This window comes from Bordetella muralis, from assembly GCF_965139205.1.
GTDB lineage: Bacteria > Pseudomonadota > Gammaproteobacteria > Burkholderiales > Burkholderiaceae_B > Bordetella_A > Bordetella_A muralis.
Window position 1 is genome coordinate 201,183 of sequence record NZ_CBCSIU010000001.1, and the last position, 24,716, is coordinate 225,898.

The 24,716-nt window shown below is 59.7% G+C and carries 21 protein-coding genes; 6 read left to right on the top strand and 15 right to left on the bottom strand.

Annotation, left to right across the window (positions count from 1 at the left end):
* The first annotated feature begins 84 nt into the window (after positions 1–84).
* On the top strand, positions 85–1,050 hold the full coding sequence (locus ACNA0I_RS00930; RefSeq protein ID WP_415804187.1) for a Bug family tripartite tricarboxylate transporter substrate binding protein: 966 nt from the start codon (positions 85–87) through the stop codon (positions 1,048–1,050).
* Positions 1,051–1,092: 42 nt separating this feature from the next.
* Here the strand turns inward: ACNA0I_RS00930 and ACNA0I_RS00935 are convergent, their stop codons facing one another.
* Positions 1,093–2,370 (bottom strand): MFS transporter, encoded by a 1,278-nt coding sequence (locus ACNA0I_RS00935; RefSeq protein WP_415804188.1) that lies wholly within the window; start codon positions 2,368–2,370, stop codon positions 1,093–1,095.
* 142 nt (positions 2,371–2,512) lie between these two features.
* Here ACNA0I_RS00935 and ACNA0I_RS00940 point away from each other — a divergent pair, with 142 nt between their 5' ends.
* Positions 2,513–3,247, top strand: coding sequence for an ArsR/SmtB family transcription factor (locus tag ACNA0I_RS00940; RefSeq protein ID WP_415804189.1), 735 nt, complete (start codon positions 2,513–2,515; stop codon positions 3,245–3,247).
* A 4-nt stretch (positions 3,248–3,251) separates the two neighbouring features.
* On the opposite strand, the gene ACNA0I_RS00945 is transcribed toward ACNA0I_RS00940, so the two are convergent.
* The 9 genes from ACNA0I_RS00945 to ACNA0I_RS00985 all read right to left on the bottom strand — a co-directional run bounded on the left by ACNA0I_RS00945 (position 3,252) and on the right by ACNA0I_RS00985 (position 13,097).
* Positions 3,252–4,211 (bottom strand): tripartite tricarboxylate transporter substrate binding protein, encoded by a 960-nt coding sequence (locus ACNA0I_RS00945; RefSeq protein WP_415804190.1) that lies wholly within the window; start codon positions 4,209–4,211, stop codon positions 3,252–3,254.
* Between the two features lie 82 nt (positions 4,212–4,293).
* A complete protein-coding gene (locus ACNA0I_RS00950; RefSeq protein WP_415804191.1) occupies positions 4,294–5,700 on the bottom strand; it encodes an FAD-binding oxidoreductase in 1,407 nt (468 codons plus the stop codon).
* Positions 5,697–6,659, bottom strand: coding sequence for a 2-hydroxyacid dehydrogenase (locus tag ACNA0I_RS00955; RefSeq protein WP_415804192.1), 963 nt, complete (start codon positions 6,657–6,659; stop codon positions 5,697–5,699). The genes ACNA0I_RS00950 and ACNA0I_RS00955 overlap by 4 nt, the downstream gene beginning before the upstream one ends.
* Positions 6,656–7,333 carry an RraA family protein gene (locus ACNA0I_RS00960; RefSeq protein WP_415804193.1) on the bottom strand — a complete coding sequence of 226 codons (678 nt, stop codon included), beginning with the start codon at positions 7,331–7,333 and terminating at the stop codon, positions 6,656–6,658. Before ACNA0I_RS00960 ends, ACNA0I_RS00955 begins: the two co-directional genes overlap by 4 nt.
* Positions 7,334–7,370: 37 nt before the next feature.
* Positions 7,371–8,348 carry a Bug family tripartite tricarboxylate transporter substrate binding protein gene (locus ACNA0I_RS00965; protein ID WP_415804194.1) on the bottom strand — a complete coding sequence of 326 codons (978 nt, stop codon included), beginning with the start codon at positions 8,346–8,348 and terminating at the stop codon, positions 7,371–7,373.
* Positions 8,349–8,371: 23 nt separating this feature from the next.
* Positions 8,372–9,469 (bottom strand): Ldh family oxidoreductase, encoded by a 1,098-nt coding sequence (locus ACNA0I_RS00970; protein WP_415804195.1) that lies wholly within the window; start codon positions 9,467–9,469, stop codon positions 8,372–8,374.
* 36 nt (positions 9,470–9,505) lie between these two features.
* Positions 9,506–10,471: a Bug family tripartite tricarboxylate transporter substrate binding protein gene (locus tag ACNA0I_RS00975; protein WP_415804196.1), complete on the bottom strand. Its 966-nt coding sequence runs from the start codon at positions 10,469–10,471 to the stop codon at positions 9,506–9,508.
* 121 nt (positions 10,472–10,592) lie between these two features.
* Positions 10,593–11,615, bottom strand: coding sequence for an NAD-dependent epimerase/dehydratase family protein (locus tag ACNA0I_RS00980; protein ID WP_415804197.1), 1,023 nt, complete (start codon positions 11,613–11,615; stop codon positions 10,593–10,595).
* A 6-nt stretch (positions 11,616–11,621) separates the two neighbouring features.
* Positions 11,622–13,097 carry an aldehyde dehydrogenase gene (locus tag ACNA0I_RS00985; protein ID WP_415804198.1) on the bottom strand — a complete coding sequence of 492 codons (1,476 nt, stop codon included), beginning with the start codon at positions 13,095–13,097 and terminating at the stop codon, positions 11,622–11,624.
* A gap of 92 nt (positions 13,098–13,189) precedes the next feature.
* On the opposite strand from ACNA0I_RS00985, the gene ACNA0I_RS00990 reads away from it, so the two are divergent.
* Positions 13,190–14,239 (top strand): LysR family transcriptional regulator, encoded by a 1,050-nt coding sequence (locus tag ACNA0I_RS00990; RefSeq protein ID WP_415804200.1) that lies wholly within the window; start codon positions 13,190–13,192, stop codon positions 14,237–14,239.
* Positions 14,240–14,337: 98 nt separating this feature from the next.
* Here the strand turns inward: ACNA0I_RS00990 and htpG are convergent, their stop codons facing one another.
* Positions 14,338–16,236, bottom strand: coding sequence for a molecular chaperone HtpG (gene htpG / locus ACNA0I_RS00995; protein WP_415804201.1), 1,899 nt, complete (start codon positions 16,234–16,236; stop codon positions 14,338–14,340).
* A 346-nt stretch (positions 16,237–16,582) separates the two neighbouring features.
* Here htpG and ACNA0I_RS01000 point away from each other — a divergent pair, with 346 nt between their 5' ends.
* Positions 16,583–17,980, top strand: coding sequence for a nucleobase:cation symporter-2 family protein (locus tag ACNA0I_RS01000; RefSeq protein ID WP_094839138.1), 1,398 nt, complete (start codon positions 16,583–16,585; stop codon positions 17,978–17,980).
* An 85-nt stretch (positions 17,981–18,065) separates the two neighbouring features.
* Here ACNA0I_RS01000 and ACNA0I_RS01005 read toward each other — a convergent pair whose 3' ends face one another.
* On the bottom strand, positions 18,066–18,368 hold the full coding sequence (locus ACNA0I_RS01005; protein WP_415804202.1) for a hypothetical protein: 303 nt from the start codon (positions 18,366–18,368) through the stop codon (positions 18,066–18,068).
* Positions 18,369–19,416: 1,048 nt separating this feature from the next.
* Positions 19,417–19,596, bottom strand: a complete 180-nt coding sequence (locus ACNA0I_RS01010) for a hypothetical protein (RefSeq protein ID WP_415804203.1) — start codon at positions 19,594–19,596, stop codon at positions 19,417–19,419.
* 493 nt (positions 19,597–20,089) lie between these two features.
* On the opposite strand from ACNA0I_RS01010, the gene ACNA0I_RS01015 reads away from it, so the two are divergent.
* Positions 20,090–20,776 carry a TetR/AcrR family transcriptional regulator gene (locus ACNA0I_RS01015; RefSeq protein WP_415804204.1) on the top strand — a complete coding sequence of 229 codons (687 nt, stop codon included), beginning with the start codon at positions 20,090–20,092 and terminating at the stop codon, positions 20,774–20,776.
* A gap of 11 nt (positions 20,777–20,787) precedes the next feature.
* Here ACNA0I_RS01015 and ACNA0I_RS01020 read toward each other — a convergent pair whose 3' ends face one another.
* Entirely contained in the window at positions 20,788–22,332 is a 1,545-nt protein-coding gene (locus ACNA0I_RS01020; RefSeq protein WP_415804205.1) for an acetolactate synthase large subunit, read from the bottom strand.
* Between the two features lie 29 nt (positions 22,333–22,361).
* Positions 22,362–23,327, bottom strand: a complete 966-nt coding sequence (locus tag ACNA0I_RS01025; protein ID WP_415804206.1) for a Bug family tripartite tricarboxylate transporter substrate binding protein — start codon at positions 23,325–23,327, stop codon at positions 22,362–22,364.
* A gap of 306 nt (positions 23,328–23,633) precedes the next feature.
* Here ACNA0I_RS01025 and ACNA0I_RS01030 point away from each other — a divergent pair, with 306 nt between their 5' ends.
* The gene (locus ACNA0I_RS01030; protein ID WP_415804207.1) at positions 23,634–24,656 is read left to right on the top strand and encodes an isopenicillin N synthase family dioxygenase; all 1,023 of its coding nucleotides are present in this window, start codon (positions 23,634–23,636) and stop codon (positions 24,654–24,656) included.
* The last annotated feature ends 60 nt before the right edge of the window (positions 24,657–24,716 follow it).

Below are 24,716 nucleotides of genomic sequence, written 5' to 3' on the forward strand. Positions count from 1 at the left end.
ACGCTCATCACACCACTGTTCCATCAATACTTATCGCCACCAGCAACGTACTGGCAGCTCACATCACCGACACGGAGACATCCCATGCCATCCCTCCTGCGCCGACTGCTCGTCACAGCCATGCTGTGCTTGCCCGCCATCTCCCTCGCACAGTATCCGAACGCGCCCATACGCCTGAACGTCGGCTTCCCGCCCGGCACAGGACCTGACATTGTTGCTCGCACGCTCTCGCAGCAACTGGGCGAACGTCTGAAACAAAGCGTCGTCGTAGAAAACCGCGCAGGCGCGGGCGGCCAGATCGCCGCACAAACCGTTGCTCGCAGCCCGGCCGATGGCTACACCCTGCTATTGGGCGAAGTCGGATCCATCAGCATTTCACCTGCTACGTATAACAACCTGAACTACGATCCGGCCAAAGACTTTGCACCGATTTCCGAAGTAGTACGCGCCGATTTCGTCCTGGTCGTACCCGCGAGCTCACCCTATCAAACGCTGGCCGACTTCATCAAGGCCGGCAAGGCCTCAAAGGACCGCGTGAACTTCGGCACATTCGGCGCGGGCACACCGGGCCATTTTGGCGCTGAACTGTTCGCACGCGAAGTCGGCATGCAAATCGAACCCGTCCATTACCGATCCACCGGTGATGCCGTGTCCGGATTGGTCTCGGGCAGCGTACAAGCCGAATTCGTCACCACCGCCTTGGCCGCACCACAAGTAAAAGGCGGCAAAATGCGCGCCCTGGCCATCACAGGTGCCAAGCCCTCCAGCGCCCTACCCGGAGTGCCCACCTTTGTCCAAGCCGGCTACGGAAAAGTCGACTTCGGCGCATGGTTCGCTCTGTTCGCCCCGGCGGGCACGCCCGCAGACATTCTGGATCGCCTGCAAACAGAAAGCGCTGCTGCGCTGCGCACCCCCGAAGCCGCAAAAACGCTAGGAGATGCGGGCTTTATCGTAGTGGGGTCCACGCGGCAAGATCTGCAACGCCTGCTAGACAGCGAAGCCCGACGCTGGTCTGCCGTCGTCAAGGCCACGGGATTCAAGGCCAATTGATATCGAGCCGGACGCAAAGCGTAGAAGTCAGCTTTGCGTCTGTCATCTGCTGTCACGACGCCGGCCCACCAAGAATACGAGAGCGGCCGCCAACTGAATCACCATCGCCGTCACAAAAAGCGCACTCGCTTGATGTCCAATAGCAACCGGCGCATCGACTGCAGACTGCTGCAACGCCCCAAAAATAGCCGGCGCAAACGCATAAGTCCCCTGGCTGATCGCCACAATCAACGCCACCACGCGCGGCACATCCTGTGATGCAAAGTCCGTTTGTGCGATCAAGGGCGGCAACGACGTAGCATTACCGATCCCCGCCCCCAACAACGCGACACCTACCACCAAGGGCCAAACAGCACCCGCCGGCGCGACCAACAACACCGCAGAGCCGATCGCCTGCATGAAATAGCTGGCCGCCGCGATCGTGCGTCGATCTCCTACATAGCCCATCGCCCGTGCCGCCACCATGCGGCCGATAATGGCGCACGCCGTGCCCCCTCCCATCAACCACCCTGCGGGCTGCGCACCAAGCATCGGCAGCAACAGTTTGAACAGATGTGCCAGCAAACCAATCTGTGCAAACAAGCCGATTGCCATCCCTAACGACAGCGTGACAAAGGCGCGATCCCGCCACAGTGCCCTGCCCGATAGCACACCACGCGCTGACGACGAGGCCTTGCCTACCGTCTCGTGCGCAGTCACGCGGCCATCCAGCGATTGCCCCTCGCTCTGTGGAGTCTTGGAGAAAACCGTCACACTCAACGCCGCGATGACCGTGATCATCACCACCCCGACCAGCCCTGCTGCCGCAGGAAACCCCAGGCCGTGTATCAGCGCGACCCACAAGGGCGCAAAAATCGCCCCGCCGATACTGGCGCCGTTATATGCTTTGGCCAGCGCAGAGGGCCGGCCCGCGGCGTACCATCGCGCAATCACCGCATTGACGGCCACCGCACCCATCATCACCCAGCCCGAACCACTGACCAGGGCCGCCACAAACAATTGCCAGGGTTGCGCAGCCATCGCCCAGCCAAACACGCCCAGCGCCGTACACACCGCCCCTACCGCAATACTCGGCGCCAATCCCAACCGGGCATGCACGCGTGGCAAATTCGCCACCACCAATGCGCCGAACAAAAAATGGACCGTCACTGCCGTCGACACCCATTGCAACGACCATCCCGTACGCGCAATCACCTCGGCCAGATAAATCGAAGGCCCGTAAAAACCCACGCCCCAGCCGAACATGGCCATCACAAACGCCGCCCGGATCACCCAGGGCCCGAAAAAACGATACTGTGGTAACGCAAATTCGTTAGCCATCCCGTAGACGCTCCAAAGAATCAGAGCCCACACTGTGCCGTGTGTCGACGCGCCTATGCTACGGTCCAGACCGTAGTATCGCCAGCAAAAAAAATTGCTAAGCTGACTGAAATCCAAAAACGGATTTATCACAGGAGCCGTCATGGTCAGCACCGCCTCACTCGCCGAAACCGCCGCCCTCATCGGCGACCTGGCGCGCGCGAACATGCTCGCCGCCCTCATGGATGGCCGCGCCCTGACCGCCTCCGAGCTCGCTCACATCGCCGGCATCTCGCCTCAGACCGCCAGCGGACATTTGGCAAAACTGACTGACGCAGGACTCTTAGCCCGGGAAAAACAAGGCCGTCATCACTATCACCGCCTTGCTACCCCATCGGTCGCCCGCATGCTGGAACAGATCATGTCCGTCTCCATCGAGCGCGAACAAGGCGCCGCAGCGCGAGGCCCCCGCGTCATCACCGGGCCGCGCGACAAGGCGTTACGCTACGCCCGCACCTGCTACGACCATCTGGCCGGTGAAATTGCCGTGGCGATCACCGACAGCATGGTCGACGCGGGGCACATCGAATTAACGGCCGAGGTAGGAGCATTGACGCCAAAGGGCGTCGACGCACTCGCGATCTTGGGCATGGATATCGACAGCATCAGCATCGAATCCAAGCCCAAAAGATCCGGCCGCGTATTCTGCCGCGCATGCCTGGACTGGAGCGAGCGCCGCCACCATATCGCAGGCACGCTCGGTGCTGCGATGCTATCGCACTACGTAAAGCAAGACTGGGTGAGGCGCCTGGAGGGCACGCGTGCCGTAGCCGTCACACCCAGCGGATATGCTGCCTTTGACAAGGCATTCAAACTGTCATTGCGACAATCAACATAGCGCGTCACTCAACCCATGGCGTCTTGGCCCAGATGTCACGCAAACGGGCATCATCGCCTTTCAGCCGCTCTTGCCACTGCGGCCCATCGAGATAATCCATTTCCGTAAACTGCTGCTTCATCTGCGCTTGAAAATCGGGATTGGCCGCCACCTTGCCCAATGCCTGACGCAATTTCTCCGATACCTCCGGCGGTAAATTCTTGGGTGCCACAATACCGCGCTCGGATGCAAACACCAGATCGACACCCTGCTCCTTGAATGTCGGCACATCCTGGCCCAGCGGCGAGCGCTTTTCGCTGGCCTGCGCCAGCACACGCATATTCTTGCCGTGATACGGCATGACCTCGCCCAGATTCAGCCCACCGATCACAGTATGGCCACCCAGCACGGCACTGCGCAGCGGCCCCGCGCCGTTGTAAGGCACATGGTTCAACTTGGTTCCCGTCAAACTCTGGAACAGCACCAATGCCAGATGATCATCGGTCCCCACACCGGTAGAGCCATAGCTTATCGACCCGGGATTCGCGCGGGCGTCGGCGATCAGCGACTCCAGCGTCTGATAGGGACTGTTGCTGGCGACGCTGAATGCGCTCGGATCACGTACCAAATTCGCCAAATACGTGAAATCAGCCGTGGTAAACCCCGCATCGCGCTCGATCGGTAACGACACCAACCCCGGCATATTCGTCATGGCCAGCGTGTAACCATCCGGCTTGGCGCGAGCCACGTAAGACAGCGCAATAGCACTGGACGCCCCGGGCTTGTTTTGCACGACCACTGTCGTTCCCAGCTCTTTCTCCAAAAACACGGCCAGCGATCGAGCCGTGATATCCGTGCCACCGCCGGGCGCAAACCCCACGATCAGCTCAATGGGCCGATCCGGCCAGGCCCAGGCCGGCAGTGTGGCGCACAGCGTTGCCACCGAAAATACCGCGCGCGCAATGGACTTGCATGAATGAAACATGACTATTCTCCTGGATATGAATAAGAATGAAGGCCGCCGGAACATGACTCTGTAAAGAGCATCTGTATCCAACGACAGGACGCTATGGCCAAGGGGGCAATACCTTGCCGGGGTTCATCACGCTTTGCGGGTCCAGTGCTGTTTTGATTCGGTGCATCAAGGCCAGCTCGACATCGTTTTTGTAGCGCCGCAAATCCTCGATGCGGCGTTGGCCAATACCTTGTTCAGCGCTGACGGATCCGCCTGCCGCATGCACACGATCGTGGACGAGACGTTGGATATCCGCCTCCACTGCACCTGGCGCCGGCAAGAGGTTGTAGTGCAGATTACCGTCACCCAGATGACCAAAAACGCGCATCTCCACACCGGGAAACGCAGCAGCCAAAGCCTGATCCGTACCGCGTACGAACTCAGGAATCCTGGAGGTCGGCAATGAAATATCGTGCTTGACGCACGCCGGTGCCAACGCGAGCGCCAGCGTGATGCTCTCGCGCAAGGTCCAGAACTCGACACTCTGCGACTCGGACATCGCCACGACGACATCCTGTACCTCGCCGGCCTCCAGTGCTGCGGACAATACCGCCTCTAACTGATCCTGCGAGTGCTGTTCGCTTTCGTTATCCGATAACTCCAACAGCACGCACCACGAATGCTCCGCCGTCGCCGAAAAAGGTAGACGCTGTTGCGGAAAAGCCGTTGTCACATCCCACAGACAGTGCATTGACATGACTTCAAACGCAGTCAGGCCTGCCCCAAACCCCGCTCGGGCACGCTGCAACAGCGATAAAGCCTCGTGCAGTCCGGACGTCACCGCCAATGCCGTGCGCTGTGCGCGTGGCAAGGGAAAAAGTTTCAACACCGCAGCCGTAATGACACCGAGTGTGCCCTCGCTGCCGATATACAGATCGCGCAAGTCATATCCCGTATTGTCTTTGCGCAGGCAACGCAGTCCATGCCAGATTTCGCCTTGCGGCGTGACGACCTCCAACCCCAGCGCGAGCTCCCGTGCATTGCCGTACCGCAATACCTGTGTTCCACCCGCATTCGTCGCCAGATTGCCGCCGATCGTGCAGCTGCCTTCTGCCCCTAATGACAGAGGAAATAATCGACCTGCCTCGCGCGCGGCCTGTTGGACGGCTTGCAACACACAACCCGCCTCTACCGTAATGGTGTCGGTATCCAGATCGATATTGCGTACGCTGTTCATACGCAACAATGACAACACCACCGCACGGCCGCTGTCATCGGGCGTGGCAGCGGCCACTTGACCGGTATTTCCTCCCTGGGGTACCACCGGCACGCCGGCTGCCGCACATCGCCGCACGACCTGTGCAACCTCGTCGCGACTGGCCGGCCGCACAACTGCCAATGCACGGCCCGTGATGGCGCGACGCCAATCGGTCAAATACGGATCGGCGTCGTTTCCCGTCAGCACATGGCCCTCGCCGACGCACGCCGCCAGATCCGCCAACAGCACTGACGGTGTCATGGCGTCTGCTCCCGCATTACCGGCGTCAACAATCTGCCGGACTGCATGAACGCGACGACGTTGTCCCACACCAGATCAGCCATCGCCGCCCGCGTTTCCCGCGTAGCACTGCCCACGTGAGGCATCAGCGACACCTGATCCAGCGCGGCGAATTCCGTCGCGGATGCGGGCTCCTGCTCCAACACATCCAAACCCGCGCCGCCTAGTTCGCCCTCGCGCAGCGCCGCTATCAACGCAGCTTGATCGACCACACTGCCCCGCGCGATATTGACCAGAATGCCCTGCGGCCCCAACGCGCGAATCACTGACGCATTCACCAGATGCCGCGTACTCGGCCCGCCCACACAGGCGACGACAAGAAAATCAGCCCACACCGCCAGATCAACCAGCGACGCCTCATAACCATAAGGAGCCTGCGCACGCGGCGTCCGATTGTGATAACGGACCTCCATCTCGAAACCCGATGCGCGCCTGGCAATCGCCTCGCCGATGCGACCCAGCCCTAAAACACCTAATCGTTTTCCCGATACTTTAGTGGCCAGTGGGAACTGCCCCAGCTCACGCCATTGCCCTGCCTTCACATAACGATCGCCCACCGCGGTACGCCGCGCTGCAGACAACAACAGCGCCCACGCGAGATCGGCCACACAATCATCCAGCACATCGGGGGTAGTGCTCACCTCGACATGACGCTGCGCCGCCGCCTGCAGATCCAAGGTATCGTGGCCGACGCCCCAGCTGCATACAGCCTTTAACGCGGGCAGCGCGTCAAACATGGCACGCGTAAATCCATATCGGACTGAGGTTACCGCCACGCGCACGCCCTGCAGCGCCTCGGGATATGCCATCATTCCCTGTGGGGAATGCCAGGTTTGCAGGACCCGATAGTGCGCCGCCAGACGATCATCAAACACCTGCCCCAGCGATGCCACCTGGACGATGTCGTACGCTGCTGTCACTTCCCCGCTCCCGTGCTCGCCGGGATATAGTTGGCTGCAGCGGCCGCCTCCGCGAATGACATGCCTTCGCGGACGCTTTGCTCCACGCGCTCGTCTACCGCCAGCGCCTCTTGCGCGGCGACCAACACCTCGTCCACACGCCCCCGCGGAATCACCACCAGACCGGTGTCGTCGCCGACCACCAGATCGCCTTCCTCGACCTCGACGCCCCCTATCGTGACTGGCTCACCCATGGCCTGCAGACGCAATCGCGTCTTGCCTGTCAACGGCGTGACATGGCGGCTGGCGAGCCACAGGCCCGTTGCCTGGATTTCGTCCACATCACGGCATGCGCCGTCGATCACGACAGCAGTCGCATCCCGCTTCGAGGCTGCCAAGGATGCAATACCGCCAAAGGTCGAGATGCATGTGCCACCCGCATCGACCATCAACACCCGGCCAGGGCCGGTGGCGGCGACGAGCCGGCCTACCGCAAAATCTGCCTTCTCAAAATCCCCCAGCTCTCCCCATACATGCCTGGCGGTCACCGCAAACCCCACGATGCGCCCCAGCCCTGCCCGACGCGTAATCCCTTGCGTGACGCCCGCGATACCCAACGTATCCATCGCGTCCGCCCACGTGCTAGTGCCGATTGCCGCGCAACGCGCCAACAACGCCTGATCCGAATCACTCATGCTTGGTTCTCCTCTCGACTATGTGCCGTATCACCGATCAATCGATCTGCGCGCCTGAGAGCTTTACGCCTTCTGCCCAACGAGCAGCCTCGTCGTTGATAAATGCCTGGAATTCCTTGGGCGAACTATTGTTCACATCGCCACCCATGTCCTGCAGCTTCTTCGTCATATCGGGGGTTGAGACGATCTTGGCGACGTCGCGATAGATTTTTTCGCGCAGCCCGTCCGGCATGCTGGCGGGCGCAAACAACCCAAACCAGGTAGCTGCCTCAAAATCCTTCATGCCGCTTTCTTCCATGGTCGGCACCTGCTTGATCGCATCGACCCGGCGAGAATGCGCCAGCGCGATGGCATGCAGCTTTCCAGACTGAATGTGCGGCAACGCCGCCGACAAGGTCACGAATGCCATCTGTACCTGTCCACCAATCAAGTCGGTCAGCATCGGCGCATCGCCCTTGTACGGCACGTGCACCAGATTGATTCCGGTTCTCGCCTTGAAGAGTTCGCCCGTCAGGTGCTGTGGCGTACCGTTTCCCGTCGAGGCCATGCTTAGCCCATCGGGTGATTTCTTGGCGTAGGCGATCAGTTCGTCCAGATTCTTTGCAGGCAAAGACGGCGTAGTCACCAATACCAGCGGAATCGTTGACGTCAACGTAATCGGCGCAAAATCCTTCAGCGGATCGTAGTTGAGCTTCTTATAGAGGCTGGCGCTGATCGTATGCGCGGCTGTCGTCATATACAGCGTGTAGCCGTCTCCAGGAGCGCGCGCCACGGCTTCGGCAGCGACCGTCGTTCCTGCGCCTGGACGATTGTTGACGACGACTTGCTGCCCCCATTCCGCTGGCAACTTTTCTGCGATCAACCGTGCAATCACATCCGTAGCACCACCCGGCGGATACGGCACGACCAGCGTGACCGGTTTATTGGGATAGTCTGCAGCCAGCGCGGTTGGCGCTGCCAGGCCCATACTCAGAGCCGCACACACACCGATAATACCTTTCAGCTTCTTCATCATCCTGTCTCCGTGCTAGGTTGTTGTCATGACTGCTGAAGCAGATACGCCGCACCGCTGCGGCTGCATATATCCCGAATATGCGCGTCCAGCGTCTCGGGGATGGGGATACCTTCACGCATGCGTTTTTCGTGGGTCATCGCCTCGGGATCTCCGGCGACGAGAACGGGCTCGTCCGGATTGGCCGCCGTTGTCGCGTGCATCGTGTCGATGACCGCATCCAGATCACGCTCGAACTCGTCTTCGTCACGAAACGCCCTGGGATCGATCGCCATAAAGAAATGGCCGATATTGTCGGGATCGCCCTGTTTTTGCGTCCGATTGCGGATAGGAGAAAACGACCCGCCCATCAACGTGCCCGCCAGGATATGCACCATCATGGCCAAGCCATAGCCTTTGTGGCTTCCTAACTCCAATGACCCGCCGAGTGGCGTCAACCCTCCATCGGGCTGTTTAAAGACATAGTCCATGCCGACATGCGGATCGCGCACGACCTGCCCTGACCGATCGACCACCCATCCTGCCGGCATGGTCTTGTCGTTCAGGTGATAGACCTTTACCTTGTTCGCCGCCACCGTGGTCGTAGACATGTCCAGCACAAAAGGCCGATTGCGCCCGGCGGGTGCTGCAAACGCCAGGGGATTGGTGCCCAGCACAGGCACCGATGCCCGCGGCGGCACCAGCGATATACCGCGGGTCGCGGTGGTGACCATCCCTATCACGCCTCGAGCACTCGCCATCCGCGCATACAACCCCGCAGCGCCGAAATGATGCGAATTACGAACCCCCACAATGCCTACGCCATGCAGCAGAGCTTTGTCGATCGCCAGATTCATGGCCATGGACGATACGGGGTGTCCCAGACTCGCGCCGCCATCCAACAATGCCGTGCATCCTCGATCACGCACTACCGTCGGCCTGGCTTGCAATGACAGCATGCCGGCGTTACGCATCTCCTCGTACATCATCAGCATCGACACGCCGTGCGAATCCACACCGAGCAGATCCGTCTCGACCATGATGTCTGCCGCCACCTGGGCCAGATCCGATGCCATTTCCCAAGCGTTCAAAATACTCAGGATTTGTTGACGAACACGATCTGCATCCACATGCATGATGTTCATGCCTACCTCCTCATTTTCCAGTTGGCAGAACGGCCGTTATTGTTTTTTCTGACCCGCTGCGGCGAGCAGTTCGCCCCATAAATCGGTCTGCGCCACGACATAATCCGCAAAATCCTGTGGTGTTCGCGGCGCGGCCTGCTGTCCCTGCTTGGCAAAGAACGCCGCGGCTTCGTCGCTTTGCAACGCCTGTACGAACACCTGATTCAACCGATCCACCACAGGCGCTGGCGTCCCCGACGGCGCGAACAGTCCGCCCCACGCCACAAACTCGTAGTCGGGCAAACCGGCTTCGGCAAACGTCGGAATATCGGGCAGCGACACCACCCGCTCGCGCGGCGTCACGGCCAAGGCACGCAGCTTGCCCGCCTCGATATATGGCCGCGTCACAGAGATGTCGGTGATCATGAAATCCAGCCGCCCTGCCAGCAAATCCGTGATCGCCTGCGGGGTCCCGGCGTATGGCACTTCCATCGCCTGAATCCCTGCCATGCTTTTCAACATCTGCGCCGCCGCCAGGCTGCCGGTATTGCCGGTCCCGTAATTGAGCTTGCCGGGATTGGCTTTGGCATAGGCGAGAAACTGCTCCACATCCTGCGCCGGCAAATCAGGCCGAACCACCAGTATCAACGGGTTCATCGTGAACTGCGTAATCGCCGCAAAATCCCGAGCCGGATCGTAAGGCAGCTTTTTGAACAGGTGTACGTTCGCCGATTGCGTAGAGTTGGTTCCGACCAATAACGTATAGCCGTCCGCTGCGGCACGGCTCACTTCGGAAGCGGCAATACTGCCTTGGGCGCCTGCCTTGTTTTCCACAATGACGCTTTGCCCCAGCGCTTTTGCCACACGCTCGCCCAAAAACCGAGCCATCGCATCCGTCGTACTGCCTGCGGGAAAAGGCACCACCAAATGAACAGATCGGGAGGGATACTCATTCGCCGCGGCAGCCTGCGCCGCCACGCCTAACGACAAACATGCCAGCATGGCCCATTTTGTGAACCTCATCCTCGTGTCTCCTCATGAACGCCTGGATCGCTTTTTTCTGCGACCTTATGTGTGTCTGCGCTGGACTCTCGATGCTGTGCGGCGGCTCGTGACATCACAAAGCGCCGCACAACGAAGGACGCTAGCGGGTTTCCTGCGTTTCGCGCCAAGCCAACAGCCTAGCGACACCTTCGGCCATTCCCACCTTGGGCTGCCAGCCGATATGCTGCCCGGCCCGATCATGGGGAATATGGAACGCTCCACCCGATGTCAAACGCACCGTCCCGGGAGGATCCGGCTTGATCTCAGGCTGCAGATCGCTCTTGCAATAGTCCAGCACCAGACGCACCAATTCGCCCGTCGTAATTGGTTCAGGACCCGACACGTTCACCGCCACATCCGTCGCCGCGCTCTGAAACGCCGCGACGTTGGCGCGAGCCACATCAGAGACATGAACAAAATGCTTGGTATCCGTGCCATCGCCCGGCAACACCGGACGCTCGCCTTTGCGCACGCGATCATAGGTTTCCATGATGTACAGCGAGTTCGCCGCACGATAGTGCTGCCGTTCGCCGTAGACGGTGGAATAGCGCAGCACCACATAGTCCAGCCCTGCTTTCTGATAATACTGACGGCACAGTTGCTCGCCCATGATCTTGGAGGCGCCATAGAGAATCGCGGCTGGAGGCGCTCCCACCGAATGAAAAGGTCCGGTTTCCTCCAACGCTCCGACAATGCCTGTGCCATAGCCATAGACAGCATTCGATGACGCGAACACGACCTTCTTTATCTTATTCGCGCGGCAGGCCTCCAACATGTTCTGCGCACCGCGCACGTTCACGTCAACCGCTTGCCAAGGTGTCTGCGCAAAACCCAGCGTCATATACGCTGCCAAATGCAGCACACCGTCGACACCTTCGGTCGCCGCCAGTAGATCCGGCAGCCGCATCAGATCTCCACGCACCAGTTTTACACGCGGGTTATCCTGCAAATGCGCGATGGCCTCCGGCGTGCCGAACGCGAAATTATCAAGCAGGATGACTTCTTTCACACCCGCTGCCAGCAACGCATCCGCGGTGTGCGAGCCCACCAAACTGGCCGCGCCAGCAATCAAGATACGAGAATCCGCCAGCGCCAGCGCGGCGCCTTTCTTTTCCTTGTTCATCTTTCGTCAAAGTCCCATAGGTTTTTCGTGCATGCCCCAGTACAAGCTCTTGACCTGGCTGTACAGACGCAGACCATGCAGGCCTTTCTCGCGTCCGATGCCGCTGTCCTTGAACCCGCCGAACGGCGTTGCGATATGTGATTGTTTATACGTGTTGATCCAGACCGACCCGGCTTCGATTTCGCGCGCTACGCGCCACGCGCGTGCGTAATCCCCCGTCCACATGCCTGCGCCCAAGCCAAACGGCGTATCGTTGGCCTGCTGGATCACGTCGTCCTCGTCCTCGAACGGCAGCGCGACCAATACCGGGCCAAAAATTTCTTCCTGGCACACGCGCGCCTTGTTATCCAACCCGTCAATCACGGTAGGCAGATAGAACCAACCATTCGCCAGCTCGGCCCGATCCGGTGCAGACCCGCCCACCAATACACGGCCGCCTTCGGCGCGCCCAACGTCCACATAGTCCGCGACCTTGTCACGATGCACACGCGATACCAACGGCCCCATTTGCGTCGTGGGATCGTCGGGCATGCCGACGCGCAACTGCTGCGTACGTGCCACCAGCGTTTCCATGAACGGCCTGTAGATCGACTTCTGCACAAACAGGCGGGAACCCGCGACGCAACTCTGCCCCGCAGAGCCAAAAATCCCTGAAAGCACGCCGGCCACAGCACGATCCAGATCGGCGTCGTCAAACACCATGTGCGGGGATTTGCCGCCCAGCTCAAGCCCAACCGGGATCAACCGTTGACCCGCGATCGCGCCGATCACCCGTCCAGTCTCGGTGCCCCCCGTAAACGAGACCATACGCACGCCAGGGTGCTTGACCAGCGCCGCGCCCACATCCTCGCCATGGCCCGGCAATACCGTCACCAGTCCTTCAGGCAGCCCGGCCTCGCCACAGATGCGGGCCAACTCCAACGCGAGTTGCGGCGTTTCCTCAGAGGGCTTCACCAACACCGAATTGCCGGCCGCGAGTGCGGGCGCGACCTTCTGCGCCTCATTCATGATCGGAGAATTCCACGGCGTGATCGCTGCCACCACGCCAAACGGCTCGGCCAATGCCATGGAAAAATATTCCCCACGTGGCGAGGTCATCTCGTTCTGCCACGTCTCGCAGACCGCCCCGTAATAACGAAAATGGCCGGCCGCACTGTCGACCATGTTCAGGCATTCTTTCCACGGCTTGCCGCTGTCCTGCATTTGCAGGCGCGCCAAGGACTCGCGCTCGGCCGACAGACGCCGGCCGATCTCGTACAACGTGATGGCACGTTGATCGGGGCGCAACTTGCGCCACGGTTTGTGCAAAAAAGCATCCCGCGCGACCTCGACGGCCGTATCAACGTCCCGAGGCAGGGCTCGCGTCACGATGCCGGCAATGCTGCCATCGGCGGGATTGATAGAAGTGATGACGGCGTCGCCGTCCTGGCTGCTACGCCATTTGGCGCCCAACCGAAAAGGCTTGTGGCTTGATACGTCCATAACGTCTTTGAATCCGAGAGTTCTTCGGTGACGCCATCATGAGCCGATCAATTATTAGACACAAATAGATATTTTTACCCTACTATTAGTCCATGGCTATAAATATCAAATATCGCCCTCTGAAAGCCTTTTTGCTGGCCATTCATACCGGCTCGTTTACCCATGCCGCCAATCAATTGGGCGTCACGCAGCCGTCGTTCACCGCATTGATCCAGGACCTGGAAGAAGTCCTCGGACTGCGCTTGTTCGAGCGCACCACGCGCACCATCAGCCTGACCTCGGCCGGGGAAGACTTCTATTCCCGCATCCAGCGCCCCATCGCCGACTTGGAAGAAGCCTATCGCAGCCTGGCCGACCTCGCTGCCGTGCGACGCGGCAACGTCGCGCTCGGCGCCCTGCCGTCAACGGCCCTGACACTGTTACCCGCCGCCGTCGGGGCATTGCGTCACGTACATCCCGCATTAAAAGTACGCGTCGTCGAGGCCCACAATGACGAGTTGCTGGCCATGTTGCGCACCAATCAGATCGAGTTCGCAGTCGCCGCCCAGGCCGAGCCGGCGCCCGACCTCACCTTTACCCCGCTGGCCGAGGACTGCTTTTGCGCGGTCTACCCGGCCGGCCATCCCTTGGGTAACGTGCGCCGCATGCTGCACTGGCGCGATGTATTACGCTACGACCTGATCTTGTTATCCCAGGGATCCAACGCGCGGCAACAATTTGATCGCGCCGTGCGGGACGAAGTAGGCGCCCCCGTCACCGCCCTGCGTTATGACGTCACCAACATGGGCACCGCTGCCGGCATGGTGCGTCAAGGGCTGGGGGTCAGCGTGCTGCCCCGCATGGCATTGCCCGAACTGAACCTCACAGGACTATGCTGTGTCCCGTTGGGCGACGCATCCGCGCGACGCTATATCGGTGTGCTCCATCGCCGCGACCGGTCCCTGTCGCCCGCTGCGCAAGCCCTCATCGTGCAACTCGAAGCCGCACTGAACGATATTTCACAACGGTTGCTGCCCCTGCCCCCGCTATCTGCAACCGAAGGGCCTGCCGCCAGAGACATGACACAACCAGCCACCGGCCCCAGCGTCCCCAGACGTCCAGAGAAATCTTCGCCTCGAAAACAAAAACACCCCAAAGACTGAACCAATGTTCAATCCTTGGGGTGCAGTGCGATCGGCGTATTAGCCAGCCGCAGAGACTCGCGGCTGACCTGCCTCAGCTTTCAGCAGAGGCCATCTACTTACTTCAACAACAACGCATTCAACCGCTTCACAAACGCCGCGGGATCCGCAATCTGTGCACCTTCAGCCAACAAGGCCTGATCCAACAACAGACGCGCCCATTGCTCGAACTCGCTATCGTCGGCATCACGCACACGCGCGATCAAGGCGTGCTCCGGATTGATCTCCAGCACCGGCTTCACATCCGGCGCCTCCTGGCCCGCGGCCTTTAGCATGCGCAGCAAATGCGGGCTGAGTTCGTTCTGTCCCACCACCACGCACGCTGGCGAATCCACCAGACGCAACGTCACGCGCACCTCTTTCACCTGATCCGCCAGCGTCTCTTTCAAACGCTCGACCAAAGGCTTGAAGTTTTCCTCGACCTCGGCCTGATGCTTTTTCTCGTCCTCGTCCGCCAACTCGGCCAGATCCAGACCGCCCTTGGCCACCGACACCAACGATTTTCCATCGAACTCGCGCAGATACGACAACATCCACTCGTCAACGCGATCCGACAACAACAGCACCTCGATGCCCTTCTTGCGGAAAATCTCCAGATGCGGGCTGTTGCTAGCTGCAGCAAACGTATCGGCCGTGACGTAGTAGATCTTGTCCTGGCCTTCCTTCATGCGCGACACGTAATCAGCAAACGACACGTTCTGAATCGCATCGCCCGTATGCGTCGATGCGAAACGCAGCAGCTTTGCAATACGTTCGATATTGCCCGTATCCTCGCCCGTGCCTTCTTTCAGCACCTGGCCGAATTCCGTCCAGAACGTCGCGTAGTCTTCGGCCTTGTGCTCGGCCATATCCTCCAGCAGGGACAGAATACGCTTGGCCGAGCCCTCGCGGATCGCGCGCACATCACGGCTTTCCTGCAAAATCTCGCGCGACACATTCAACGGCAGATCCGCCGAATCAATCACCCCACGCACAAAACGCAGATACGACGGCAGCAATTGCTCTGCATCGTCCATGATGAATACGCGCTTGACGTAGAGCTTCACACCGCGACGGCCATCACGATCCCACAGATCGAAAGGCGCATGCTTCGGCACATACAACAACTGCGTGTACTCGCTGCGACCCTCTACGCGATTGTGCGTCCAGGCCAGCGGATCGTCATAGTCGTGCGAGACCGTCTTGTAGAACTCGCGGTACTGCTCGTCGGTGACATCGCCCTTGCTGCGCGTCCAGAGCGCATTGGCCTGGTTCACCGTTTCCAGCTCTTCGGTCTTTACCTGCGCGCTCTTTTCCGAATCCCAGTCTTCCTTGAACATGCGGATCGGCAGCGAGATATGGTCAGAATAACGGCGCAGGATCTCGCGCAGTTTCCAGCCATTGAGCAACTCGTCTTCGTCCGCGCGCAGATGCAACGTCACATCCGTGCCACGCGTGGCTTTTTCCGCGGCAGCGATGTTGAACTCGCCCTGGCCATCGGATTCCCAACGAATCGCCTCGCCGCTGCCGGCGCGGCGGCTCACCACCGTGACCTTGTCGGCCACGATGAACGACGAATAAAAGCCCACGCCAAACTGACCAATCAGTTGCGCGTCCTTTTGCTTGTCACCGGTCAATTGCGAGAAAAACTCACGCGTGCCCGAACGCGCAATCGTGCCCAGATTGGCGATCGCCTCATCGCGCGACAGCCCGATCCCGTTATCCGAGATCGTGATCGTGCGCGCGTCCTTGTCGTAGTCCACCCGGATCGCCAGCTCACTATCGCCATCCAGCAGCCCCGGCTGGTCAATCGCCTCGAAACGCAGCTTGTCGCAGGCATCCGACGCGTTAGAAACCAGCTCGCGCAGGAAAATTTCCTTGTTGCTGTAGAGCGAGTGGATCATCAGGTGCAGCAGTTGCTTTACCTCGGCCTGGAACCCCAGGGTTTCAGAATTGGAAGACGTGGCGGTTTGGCTCATAGTTTTAACGGTCAGAAAAACAAGAGAAAAATTGGACAGGCCCGCGAATTTCACCAGAGTCCCCCCAAAAAAAGGGGACACCCGCGCAATTCGCCAGGGCGAAACCTGAGAAACCCCAACAATATGGGGGTGATGGCCAGGGTTTCAAGACCGCCATCAGGCGCGACCTGAGCGAGAGCCGCCTCTCAATCGGCCCTTTTTTGAGCCCTTTTGTGGTTTTTCCGGCATCTTTCCCGCGCCAAACTGCCCTGCGAGCCCCAAAAAAGGCATTCCCTCAGACAGGTGGCCCGCTGCCTCGCTAAAATCCTGCCCATTCCCATTTTCCCCAGCCGGCCGGCGCCCGCTCATGCAACCAGCCTCTCTCACCCAAACCGCCCCTCACAGCGCTGCGGACGACGACGTCCCTGCGCACGATCTGGTCTACGGTCCTGACGACCGTCCCGCCGCGCCGGTCGCCTTTGTCGCCGCCCTGCAGCACCTGTTGGCCATCCTGGTGCCCATCGTCACCCCGGGCCTGCTGATCTGCCAGGCCCTGGGCGTCAGCGTCCGCGACACCACTCTGATCGTCTCCATGTCGCTGGTCGTCTCCGGCATCGCCACCTATATCCAGTGCCGCCGATTCGGCCCGCTGGGCGCAGGCCTGCTCATCGTGCAGGGCACGAGCTTTAACTTCGTCGTACCGCTGATCACCGCCGGGTCGGCGATGGTCAAATCCGGCACCCCGGTCGAAACGGTGCTCGCGACCATGTTCGGCGTCGTCATCGCGGGATCCTTTGTCGAGATCTTTATCAGCCGAATCCTGCCGTTCGTCAAACGGCTGATCACCCCGCTCGTCACCGGCATCGTTGTCTTGTTGATCGGCCTGACGCTGATCAAAGTCGGCCTCATCAGCATGGGTGGCGGCTACAACGCCATGAAAGACGGGACTTTCGCCAGCGCGGAAAACCTGACCCTGTCCGGTCTGGTGCTGGGTACCATCATCCTGCTGAACCGCCTGCCCATCGTCTGGATCCGCAGCACGGCGCTGGTCATCGCACTGATCGTCGGCTACATCGCGGCCGCCTACATGGGCCGACTGGATTTCACAGGTGCACGCGAGGCTGCGCTGTTCCAGATTCCGGTGCCGCTGCATTTTGGATTGGGATTCTCGTGGTCGCTGTTTGTGCCCATGCTGATCATCTATCTGGTCACCTCGCTCGAGGCCATCGGCGACGTTACCGCCACCAGCAAGGTTTCCAAGCAACCTGTCGAGGGGCCCCTGTGGATGCAGCGGATCAAAGGCGGCGTGCTGGTCAATGGCGTGAACTCGCTGTTGGCGGGCGTATTCAACACCTTTCCCAGCTCGGTGTTTGCGCAGAATAATGGTGTGATTCAGCTGACGGGGATTGCCAGCCGTCACGTCGGGATCTGGATCGCCGGGATGCTGATCGTGCTGGGGCTATTTCCTGCCGTGGCTGGGGCCCTACAGGCCGTGCCTGAGCCCGTGCTGGGAGGCGCCGCCATGGTGATGTTCGGCGCCGTCGCGGCGGCGGGGATCAATATTCTGGCCAGCATTCAGCTGGACCGCCGGGCGTTGTTGATCATCTCGGTGTCTCTGGCCCTGGGGCTGGGGGTATCGCAAGTGCCGGAGATCCTGTCGCATCTGCCGCATGCGCTGAGCAGCGTGCTGGAGTCCGGTGTAGCTACAGGCGGGATCTGCGCGTTGGTGATGAATTGGTTCTTGCCCGAGAGAAAACGGGCCTAATCGTGCATGCGTTTATCCTGGCTTCTGCTTGCAATAGGCGGAGGCCAGGGCGAGGCTGGTGAGCGAATGCCTTCCGGACGGATTGCTAATCTGTCTTCGCCACAGCGCGAGCCTTTGTATCGCGCAGGCGGTATTCCAGGACAGTCTGCTGGTAGTCGCCGGCCGAAACGCGGCGCACGCTGACGACGCCCGCCTCACTGATCAGCCAATATTCCCCGTCGTTATTCCAGTCCCCGTCGCACAGCACGACCTGCAGCTCGCGCGCCGTGCCTCCGCCCAGAGCCGTACCGGTGTAGATCTGGTCGCATTGCGCGACCGGCTCGACATGGTGACGGCCCTCGATCACATGCAGTTCCAGCACAGAGCGGGGTCTGCCTGGGATACGCATGTTATTAGCACCATTGTTTGCCTTTAGATAGGCCACAGGGCCGGTGTTTCCAGAGGTCTTCGGCGTCTGCGGGGTCGATGAGCAGGCACTCAACATGACTATCGCCAACCCCGCCAGAAACCGACGCGGCGACGAGATCGATGGCGAATTACTGCGCTTCATATGGTCCTGGCTTCCTCTGTGAGCTGCGCGACGGTCTATAGGCATGCACAATGAGCCCTTGCCGCCGTCCAGTAGGCTTTATAACGCGCCAGGCAACTGTCCATTGCGATTGTTGTGAATTTTTGACATAGATAGAAGTGGATGTTGTGTGGTGCGCGCCCGGCATTTGCGCGTCGCGAAGGCGAGAATTGGGGTGAGCTGACATTTTTTAAAAAACAGCATACAATCGCTGTCTTCGCATCTCCCGCAGCAAGTCATCAGACTGCTCGCGACCTCCTAGCCCGGGTGGTGAAATTGGTAGACGCAGGGGACTCAAAAATAGGGACTTCTACCTATTTGCAGCATGAGTCGAATGCTCGCCAAGCCGCATGGGATGAGGGTTTTAGGGAAATGCAGGCGTCGGAACAGAAACACTGGTTTTTGTTCTAGGAGCCAAATAGGAGCCAGAATGTTTCGTACTGGATCCTACGTAGTGGTAGTAAGTAGTAGTGAAGTAGGACTGCTTCACAATTTTGCCCGGGTGGTGAAATTGGTAGACGCAGGGGACTCAGACCAAATTTGAGCCCTCCGGAGGAAACTCCAGAGGTGAAGCCCGTCAAACTCGGTGAAGGCCCTGGACATTAAGTCCGAGCTAATGCCGAGCCAAGCCCTGGAGCCGAAAGGCCCCTCGGAAGGTGTAGAGAGCAGACGGCGGGCACCTAAGGCATAGCGGTAATACGCGATGCTATGGTGAAGGCGTGCTCCAGACCACGAACGCCGTTCTTCGGAACGTCGGCGGCGAAAGCCGAAGTGGGAAGAAAATCCCCCGCCGCAAGGCGTGCCGGTTCGATTCCGGCCCCGGGCACCAATTTCGAAAGCCGTCCCTGTTTATACAGGGACGGCTTTTTTATTCTTGGAACAGACCATCAGACAAGGGGCGCATCGTGAGGCCCCAGGAATGGGCACGCGCGATACGGGATTGCGCGAAAATCCCGATGCCATAGCGGGCCGACACCAACAACGCCATGATCGCGAATGAGGTGACGTACTGAATCCTGTCCTGCTGCTCATGAAAGGCAGCAGACATGCGCTGGGGTGGAGGGACGTCCCTCCACCCCAGCGCCTCCACTCTAGGACGCGCACCCTACCCTAACCATACAAGCAAGGGAGATCGCGACGGTACAACGGCAGCCATTCTCTCGCGCCAAAGCTGCTGGCTCCCCAAAGAAGGATAAGCCTCGCTGTAGAGCGGCATTCCTCTTTCGGCGCGGCGCCATATGTAACCACTTTTAATGACCTGCCACCGTGATCCTCCTTCACTTGGAGCAAGAGTCCGCCCCAAATTGCCGTCGCCGCTGTCTGTTCACAGGCAGCACGGCACCAGGCATGAAATCCCATGCGTTTGACCCGCGACTGCGGGTTCCGCCGACGCAAGAACAGGTCCGGCAAGGCCATGGAACCTACGACTACGGACGCAGCAACGCCAGTTCTATCAGCAAAAGGCATGTCGAGTACCGGTCTAGCAGCCCGCCGGGAAGGGTTATGACACAATAAGAAAAGCTGAAAGGAGCCAACCCAACGTGAACGACAAGATACCCGCTGATGACTCCGCAGATAAGCCGGTTAGAGGACGGCCGAAGCTAGCCCCCTCAAACCAAAAGACCAAGACCGCGATCCTGAAAGCCGCCGTGAAGGTGTTTTCGCGGCACGGTTACGACGCCGGCAGCATTGAAAAGGTCACGAAAGAGGCCAAGACCGTCGATCGCATGATCTATTACTACTTCGGGAACAAGCTGGGTCTGTATAACGCAGCCTTGGAGGAAATGTACCGCCGCATGGGCGTGGCAGAATCGGCGATAGAGACAGACTTGGACGACCCTAAAAAGGCCATCGCGAAAACTATCCGGTTTGTGTTTGACTACTATGCGTCGCACCCGGAATTGATCGTACTGCTGAACGATGAAAACATGCACAAGGGACGACACCTTGCAAAAAGCCGCCCGGCCCAGGTCGACGGCGCAGTGTCGCCTATCATGGCGCGCATCCAGACCATCGTGGCCGAGGGGCAGCGCCTGGGGTTGTTTCGTCGCAGCGTCAAGGCCCGGCATATTTATTTGATGATCCTGGCATCCGGGTACTTCTTCATCTCCAACCGCTACACGCTGTCGCGGTTCCTGGGCGAACCCCTGGACGTCAAGGCGCACGAGGAATGGACAGTATTCGTTTCCGATTCGGTGTTGCGCATTCTTGAAAAATCGACCGACTGACGCAGCCGAGGCTACATACGCAGCTCTATCAAAAACGGACCATCGTGGTTCAGCGTATGGGTAAACAGGTCATTGAACTGATCCATGCTGGTGGCCGTGGCGGCTTCAACACCGAAGCCCTGCGCCAGCTGCACCCAGTCCAGCGCCGGGTTGTCCAGTGCAAACAGGTAGTCGGCGCTGGCACCCGGCGAAACCCCCATGCGCCTCATTTCGTTGAACAGGATTTCGTACTTGCGGTTCGCGAATACGATGGTCGTGATGTTCAGCCGCTCCCGCGCCTGAGTCCATAACGCCTGTACCGTATACAGGCCAGATCCGTCTGCCTGCAGCGTTACTACACGCCTGTGGGGCGCGGCAATCGCGGCGCCGGTTGCCAGTGGCATACCCGATCCGATGGCGCCTCCAGTCAATTGAAGCCAGTCATGCCTGCGTGCCTGATGCGTGGCGCTATATACCGATCTGCCGAATGTGATGCCCTCGTCGACCACGATGGAGTCTTCGGGAAGCAGTGCCGCCAAGGATTGCCCGAACGCGGTCGAGGTAACTTGGCCGCTTGCAGGCGACGACGTAGCTGCGTCGGCATCCATTGCGCGCGGACGGCCGTCGCACTGCAGTCGGTCGCAGACGGAGCGCAGCGCGGATTCCAGGTCCTGTCCCCGGCTACCCAACGAAACGAACCTCGTGCCCGGTTGTTCCGGGCCGCTTAGTTCGTCCGGTCCGGCAAAGGCGAACACGGGCTGTTCGGCGCCCACCAGCACGACATGGTTTATAGCGCTGAACATCTCGCGCGCAGCGGGAACGGCGTATGGAACGCGCTCGAAGGCTGGCCTGCCACGGCCGCGTTCGACACGTCGAATGAAGCTGTGGACCAGGACGCGTGCACCTGTTTTTTCAGCAATGGCGGCTGCCAGCTGCGGTAACGCGCCGCAAAGCGCGTCGTCTCCCAGAATCAATGCGGTGGCATGCCCCTGCTTCAGAAGATCCACCGCGCTGGCGATCGCCAGTTCTGGAACCTGCGATGGCCGAGGCTGTTCGAGAACCGTACCGACGGGCCCGCCAGGACCCCAGCAGACATCTGACGGCAGGATCAGGGTGGCTATCGCGCCACCGCCAAATCGCGATTGGGATATCGCTGCGGCGGCGTCCACGCCGACGGAAAGCGATGCGTTGGACCGCCTGGTCCACGTCGAGACGGTGCGAGCGATGTTTTCGGTTTCGGACGCCAGCGGCGGGTTCCTGTACGCATGGAACTGGGCCTGGTCGCCCACGATATTGACGATCGAACTGCCCGCTTTCTGTGCGTTGTGCAGGTTGGCCAGCCCGTTTGCTAATCCTGGTCCGCAATGAAGCAATGTCGCTGCCGTGCCAGAGGACAGGCGCGCATACCCATCGGCGGCGCCAGTGGCCACGTTTTCGGCTAGCGCCAGGATGCATCGCATTTGCGGGACCTTATCCAGGCTTTTTACGAAATGGACTTCGCTGGTTCCGGGATTGCCAAAGCATGTGGTGACGCCGGCGTGGACCAGCGTATGCAAGAGAGTGTCGGCGCCGTTCATCTGTGTCCCTGTAGACGTGGGTTCGGACTTCAGTCGAGTTTCAGTTGGAGCGTAGAGAATGCGGTGCGCCAAGAGCTGGCGTCCTGATCAATCAACCGTTGAAAGGCTTGGGGATCCAGCAACAATGGTTGCGTACCATCGCGGGTGATCTGCGCCGTTACGTCAGGGTCTGAAATGGCAGCCCGCACCGCGGCATTCAAGGTGGAAATGATGTTCGCGGGCGTGTCGGCCGGAGCCACCAGTCCGTACCAGACCGATAAGCCCACCTGCGGGAATCCCTGCTCGAACACAGTCGGGACGTTCGACACACCAGGAATGCGCGTTTTGCTGGTGACGGCAATGCCCTTGTACTGACCGCTGGCCACCTTGTGGACCGATGTGGGGATTCCATCGAAGTACACGTGAATATCGCCGCGTTCCAGGCCGATCAGGGCAGGGCCGGCACTTGTGTAATGCACGGCCACCATCGAATCACCGGCTGCTGTGGACAGCAGGGCGCCCAGCACGTGGTTCGAGGTTCCGGTGCCCAGCGTGCCGTAATTAAGCACGCCGGGCTTACTACGCGAGAGCGCGACCAAGTCCTGCACCGTATTCACCGGCAGGTCTTTGTTCACCAGGACCATGAACGGCACGGACATGAAGCCTGCAACCGGGACGAACTGGGACGGCGAGTAGGGAATTTGTTTCTGGACCAGCGGGGCGATGCTCATCGTGGTCGAGGTTGCCAACAACAGGCTATATCCGTCGGCCGGGGCTTTAGCGACGGCCATGGCGCCAATGATCGTGCCGGCGCCAGGCTTGTTCTCGACGATGACCGGCTGGCCAAGTTCAGTACGAATCCGTTGCGCCACGACGCGAGCGATGACGTCGGCCGATCCGCCCGCCGCATACGGGACGGTGATCTTGATCGGGCGTTCCGGCCTCCAGTCTGCAGCAGTCGCACAGGTGGCCGTGAAAAAGGTTAGCAGCGAGGCGAGAAGATACCGGCAGGCCATGGGTCGAGCTCCGGGGCGGCGCAGCATTGCGCCTAGTCGTGGTGGGAAAGTCACAAGGGAGGACAACAAGTACGGAACGGAACAAAATATTTAATGTAGTAAAAGCTACATTTATTTATTGTGTCGATGTTTTCAGACATGCGCAATCAATTTTTGATTCGGGAATTCCCGACTACCAGAACGGTGGAGCTACTTGCGACGAAACCCGTCCGCTGGGTCAGAAAACGCTTGCGTCTGCAGTCTTCCCGCATGAAAATTAATGGAGCAATTGATACATTAAATCGCTCAACCTCCCAAAGGATAGCCATGGAAACTACGCATATCGTCCTCGACCACGTACCTGTGATCGACATTTCCCCATTCATCGATGGGTCGCCCGAAGGCCGCCGGGCCGTGGCCGCCGAGGTCAACGCGGCGTGCGAGCAGGTAGGGTTCCTGGTCATTACCGGGCATGGCGTGGCCGAGTCCACGATCGACGTGCTCTACAACCAGTCGAAATCTTTTTTTGCGTTGCCGGAAGCTGAGAAGTTGCTGGTTGAAAAACCCGCAGGAACGAACCCTAAGGGCTTTACCCCACAAGGGAAGAAGACGGTGGGCAAAGACCGGGATGCCAGGCTCAAACCTTCGCTGCTCGAAAGCTTCGCGATAGGCCCTCTGGACGTGTCCGATGATCCATACTACACGAGTCCAAACGCGGGGCCCAACTACTCGCCTAACTTGTGGCCAGCGAATCCCCATGGACTAAAACCGGCTTTCATCGAGTACTACCGCGAGATGGAGCGCCTTTCCGTCACCATCCTAGATATTTTTGCTTACGCGCTGGACGTGCCTAACACCTATTTCCGGGAGCGTGTCAGCAAGCACGCCAGCATATTGCGGGCAAACTTCTATCCTGCCCAGACACAGAGCCCAAAAGAAGGGGAAGAGCGCGCGGGCGCCCACACCGATGCGACGGCAATTACGATCCTGAAAGTCGACGAAGCTCCGGGTGGCCTGCAAGTGCAGTTGCCCGACGGACAGTGGGTGGGTGTGCCGAAAGTGCGTGGGGCGTTCATTGTCAATATCGGAGACATCATGATGCGGTGGACCAATGACCGTTTTGTCTCGACGATGCACCGCGTGGTAAACCCGCCCATCGCGGTGGCCAACAAGGCCGACAGGCTTTCCATTCCTTATTTTTGCATTCCGAACCACGATGCGGTCATTGAGTGCATTCCCAGTTGTGCGGGAACCGGCGCCAAGTACCCTCCCGTAACGTCGGGGCATATGCTGTCTACGCGCTACAAGGTCACGTTCTCTCTTGCTGAAACGCCTGCATCGCTACCCTAGCCTAATTGCTGATATGACAATGATTTGATCCCTGCACCATCCGGGCACAGCGCTGGCTTG

What these genes read in the sequence shown, in the direction of transcription:
- ACNA0I_RS01000 (WP_094839138.1), top strand. Translation starts at nt 16,583, where the DNA reads ATGCAACCAGCCTCTCTCACCCAAACCGCCCCTCACAGCGCTGCGGAC.
- ACNA0I_RS00945 (WP_415804190.1), bottom strand. Translation starts at nt 4,211, where the DNA reads ATGTTTCATTCATGCAAGTCCATTGCGCGCGCGGTATTTTCGGTGGCA.
- ACNA0I_RS00970 (WP_415804195.1), bottom strand. Translation starts at nt 9,469, where the DNA reads ATGAACATCATGCATGTGGATGCAGATCGTGTTCGTCAACAAATCCTG.
- htpG (WP_415804201.1), bottom strand. Translation starts at nt 16,236, where the DNA reads ATGAGCCAAACCGCCACGTCTTCCAATTCTGAAACCCTGGGGTTCCAG.
- ACNA0I_RS01030 (WP_415804207.1), top strand. Translation starts at nt 23,634, where the DNA reads ATGGAAACTACGCATATCGTCCTCGACCACGTACCTGTGATCGACATT.
- ACNA0I_RS00935 (WP_415804188.1), bottom strand. Translation starts at nt 2,370, where the DNA reads ATGGCTAACGAATTTGCGTTACCACAGTATCGTTTTTTCGGGCCCTGG.
- ACNA0I_RS00985 (WP_415804198.1), bottom strand. Translation starts at nt 13,097, where the DNA reads ATGGACGTATCAAGCCACAAGCCTTTTCGGTTGGGCGCCAAATGGCGT.
- ACNA0I_RS01020 (WP_415804205.1), bottom strand. Translation starts at nt 22,332, where the DNA reads ATGAACGGCGCCGACACTCTCTTGCATACGCTGGTCCACGCCGGCGTC.
- ACNA0I_RS00975 (WP_415804196.1), bottom strand. Translation starts at nt 10,471, where the DNA reads ATGAGGTTCACAAAATGGGCCATGCTGGCATGTTTGTCGTTAGGCGTG.
- ACNA0I_RS00930 (WP_415804187.1), top strand. Translation starts at nt 85, where the DNA reads ATGCCATCCCTCCTGCGCCGACTGCTCGTCACAGCCATGCTGTGCTTG.
- ACNA0I_RS00980 (WP_415804197.1), bottom strand. Translation starts at nt 11,615, where the DNA reads ATGAACAAGGAAAAGAAAGGCGCCGCGCTGGCGCTGGCGGATTCTCGT.
- ACNA0I_RS00940 (WP_415804189.1), top strand. Translation starts at nt 2,513, where the DNA reads ATGGTCAGCACCGCCTCACTCGCCGAAACCGCCGCCCTCATCGGCGAC.
- ACNA0I_RS00990 (WP_415804200.1), top strand. Translation starts at nt 13,190, where the DNA reads ATGGCTATAAATATCAAATATCGCCCTCTGAAAGCCTTTTTGCTGGCC.
- ACNA0I_RS01025 (WP_415804206.1), bottom strand. Translation starts at nt 23,327, where the DNA reads ATGGCCTGCCGGTATCTTCTCGCCTCGCTGCTAACCTTTTTCACGGCC.
- ACNA0I_RS01010 (WP_415804203.1), bottom strand. Translation starts at nt 19,596, where the DNA reads ATGTCTGCTGCCTTTCATGAGCAGCAGGACAGGATTCAGTACGTCACC.
- ACNA0I_RS00950 (WP_415804191.1), bottom strand. Translation starts at nt 5,700, where the DNA reads ATGACACCGTCAGTGCTGTTGGCGGATCTGGCGGCGTGCGTCGGCGAG.
- ACNA0I_RS00960 (WP_415804193.1), bottom strand. Translation starts at nt 7,333, where the DNA reads ATGAGTGATTCGGATCAGGCGTTGTTGGCGCGTTGCGCGGCAATCGGC.
- ACNA0I_RS01005 (WP_415804202.1), bottom strand. Translation starts at nt 18,368, where the DNA reads ATGCGTATCCCAGGCAGACCCCGCTCTGTGCTGGAACTGCATGTGATC.
- ACNA0I_RS00965 (WP_415804194.1), bottom strand. Translation starts at nt 8,348, where the DNA reads ATGATGAAGAAGCTGAAAGGTATTATCGGTGTGTGTGCGGCTCTGAGT.